The organism is Rhodoferax sp. ZS1R8, assembly GCF_056521325.1.
In genome coordinates this window covers 1-3,348 of sequence record NZ_JBWMBA010000019.1, presented here as the reverse complement: position 1 = coordinate 3,348, position 3,348 = coordinate 1, and the positions used below count along the sequence as shown (strand labels likewise).

Below are 3,348 nucleotides of genomic sequence, written 5' to 3'. Positions count from 1 at the left end.
CGTGCAGGGCGGATTTCACAGCGCTTGCTGGAGCTGGAGACCTACCGCCTGATGGCGCTGCGGGGGCTGCCGGTTGCCAAGCTGCTGGGGTCTATGCTTTCTGAAGCAGAGGAGTCACTTGCGGCCATCACGGCACGCCTTGAAAACAAGACTGCTTCTGACCAGGAGTTGCTCGACACCTTGGTGTCATTGGCCGCCAGGGTGGAACGCGCCACCGCCCAGCACAGCTACCGCTTCGCCGCCACCAATGCCTACAACACGCTGGTCACTCAACGCATCGCCGAGCTACGCGAAAAAGCCATCCCAGGAACGCAAACACTGGGCGAATTCATGCAGCGCAGGCTGTCACCGGCGATGGCCACAGTCGCAGCTACGGCACAGCGACTGGCCTCACTGGCAGAGCGCATCTCCCGCGCCAGCGCGTTACTGCGCACCCGGGTGGACATCGCCACCGAAACCCAAAACCAACAGTTGCTGGAGAAACTGACCCGCGGCCAAGAGCTGCAGTTGCGCCTGCAAAGCACGGTGGAAGGGCTGTCCATCGCAGCTATCTCGTATTACGTCATCAGCCTGCTGCTCTATGGCGGCAAAGCGCTCAAGGCTACGGGCGTGCCGATCAACCCGGAAATCATTGCTGGTGCATTGGTGCCCCTAGTACTGTGGGCAGTATGGCGCACCACACGCCAAATCCACGCCAAGCTGCATGAAAATGGTTAATATAACTGGACAGTGCTAAGTTCTGACGAGTCCGGAGCTACTTGAAACGACCGAAGCGCTAATGCCCCAGCACCGCGAGCGGCTGTATCCGCCCACGGTTACGTTGTCGATGTTCATGCGCCAGGCACTGGAGTGCCGATGGCTCGTGCCAGAAGGCGCTGGTGCCATGGCTTTGGCGTGGGCACTCGGTGAAGCTGGTAGACGGCACCGCCATCTCCATACCCGATACCCAGCAGAATCAAGCCCTGTATCCCCAGCCCAGCACCCAGGCACCCGGGGTTGGCTTTCCGCTGGCGCGACTGGTCTTGGTGATTTGCCTGGCCACCGGCGCCGCGCTCGACGCAGCGATAGGGCCATACAGCGGCAAGGGAACCGGTGAACTCGGATTGGTGCGCGGCCTGCTCGATGGCTTCTCCCCAGGTGATGTGATGCTCGCCGACTCCCTGTACTGCAACTATTGGTTTTGCTCATCGCGCAGGCGCTCCAGCCACGGCAAGATGTCTTGGCGGCGGGCCTGGTCCAGCGATGCCTTGGCCCCTCCAGGCGCTGAACTTTGGCCAGCAGGCCCTGCATGCGCGATTTCAAGCGTTTTATGCCTCCAGCCCCCGTGAAGCATGCGCGAACAGCTATCAATTAAGGGTAACTACTCAGCCCCGTTTTAACGGCCGCACGGTATTCAGCCGAAGCAGGGCTGAGGCGGTGTGCCCTTGAATGCGGCTGCAAGCGACTCAAAGACGTTGGCTCCTTGCTTGTGCATGGTGGGCAATAGGAGCGGATGACGCAGTAGTTCTGCGCTCCTGGCAGCGTTCGAAAGCAACCCGAGACTTTTTGCTTCACCTTGGGCATGCGCACGGTCTGCTCAGCCAGATTGTTGGTGAACGGCACATCGGGCTGGGTCATGAAGCGCCAGACATCGTCGCTGTAATCACGCAGCCGGCCAATCAGATTGGTGGCCTTGGTTTGTTTGGTCCTGCCGCGTTTACCAGTGGACAGCGCAATCGGGTTTTCTGCCTGTGCTTGCACCAGAATTGCATCGTAAAGGATACGTAGATCGCGCACTTCGCTTTGATACTTCTGGCTTTCGTAGCTCGGCGTTTTTCCATCGGCACAGTTGAGATTGTCTTGGTGGTTGGCGTGGGTTAGCAACTCAATTATGTCGCCTGCCCAAGCTTGACCGAGCTCCTCCAAGAGGTAGGTCAACTCGCGCAGGTGGTGTTGGTTGCACAGGGCGTGTTGGCACTCCAGGGCCTTGTAGGGCATCCAGCCGTCATGCACCAAAACGCCTTTGAATAGCTGCAACAGGGCCAGGGATGCAAACGCTTCGCCGCCACGCTTGGGGTGGCAACCCATCCATGTCAGGGTGTCGGTGGCCAGCACATGCAGCCAGTGCAACTTCTTGGCAACCCGCATGCCACTCTCATCGGCATGTGCCACGGCTGAGCCAACAATGGCTTGACCGATGTCTTGCGCAGTGGGCTGCAAGATGTTTGCCCCCGCCTGGACTGCCTTGACGACCGTTGCCTGGCTCACGGATAAGTCAAAGAAGTCTTTCATCAGCGCGGCAGTGCGCTGCACTGACACGGCGTGGTTTTGATTGAGGTGCGCCATGGCAGCCTGTGCGCGGGCTCCGTATTGCACGCTCGCGTTGACACCGCCGGGGAACTCCGCGGTATGCACGTGCCCGCAGCTACAAATGGCTTGCATGGCGTGATGCTCGGTCACCTCAAATCTCAGTACCGGCAAATCAAAAACCTGGCGTGCCTCAACCACGTAGGCAAATGGCAATTCCCGCTGGCATGCCTGGCACTGGTCTGGTACGTCGTGGACAACTATTCTGTCGGGCTCAGTGGCCTGGCGCAAGGTGTTGCCGGCATGGCCTTTTTGTCCGCCGCTTGGCTTCTCGCCTGCAACCCGCAAGGACTTCGGCACCGGTTTGTTCAAGCCGTCGCTTGATGGTGGCTTGCTGGAGTTGCGACTATTGTTGTTGAGCCTAGATTGCAACTCTACAACCTGCGATTGCAAGGCAGCGATCTGTTTCGCCTGGGCCTGGAGCATCGACCACAACACGCGGATCAGGTCATCTTTCTGACTGTGGCTGAGTTGTGTGAGGTCTGGCAGGTTTTGCATCAAAACCGATTGTCGCTCACTATTTCATAGCAAGCTCCAATTGCACTTCACTTGGTGCTGAGTAGTTACAATTAAGGAGTAGTAAGCGGCGACTGAGTTTTGCTCTAAACGTCAAGCTCTAAACGCCAATAGCTGGATATAAACACGGGGTATCCCTTTAGCTCCACAAGCATCAATTTCCAGAATTTCCCCGCTTTTCCACCACCTTCTGGTAGGTGACCGGCTTTGTAACAACCGCTTGCTGAAGCAAACGATAAAACAATAACCCGCGTGATCGAGAGGTTCGCCGATTGAACCGAAATACATACTCATCGAGATAGTAGTCCAACTGTCCAGGCTGCACTGCGCCGTGGTGTGTGCCCATCATCCAGCGTTGCAGCAGTGAGGCCACGCGGTGAACGCCTGGCATCGATTCATGGGCTGGTGTGGTCGAGCCAAGGTGAACCGTTTGCCGGTGTCCATATCCGTTTTCTTGGAGCTGCCTGTAGGCGGGGGAGCCATCAC

General features: G+C 58.0%; 3 protein-coding genes and 1 pseudogene. 2 read left to right on the top strand and 2 right to left on the bottom strand.

Going from position 1 to position 3,348, the window contains the following annotated elements:
* The coding region (locus AC097P_RS23240) for a DUF3422 family protein (RefSeq protein ID WP_479612813.1) at positions 1-717 on the top strand (717 nt) is incomplete at its 5' end.
* 19 nt (positions 718-736) lie between these two features.
* Positions 737-1,190 (top strand): annotated as a pseudogene (locus AC097P_RS23235) (IS4 family transposase); the annotation flags it as partial.
* Between the two features lie 160 nt (positions 1,191-1,350).
* Here the strand turns inward: AC097P_RS23235 and tnpC are convergent.
* Both tnpC and AC097P_RS23225 read right to left on the bottom strand, forming a co-directional pair.
* Positions 1,351-2,844 carry an IS66 family transposase gene (gene tnpC, locus AC097P_RS23230; RefSeq protein ID WP_479612812.1) on the bottom strand — a complete coding sequence of 498 codons (1,494 nt, stop codon included), beginning with the start codon at positions 2,842-2,844 and terminating at the stop codon, positions 1,351-1,353.
* A gap of 172 nt (positions 2,845-3,016) precedes the next feature.
* The coding region (locus AC097P_RS23225) for a transposase (protein WP_479612811.1) at positions 3,017-3,348 on the bottom strand (332 nt) is incomplete at its 5' end.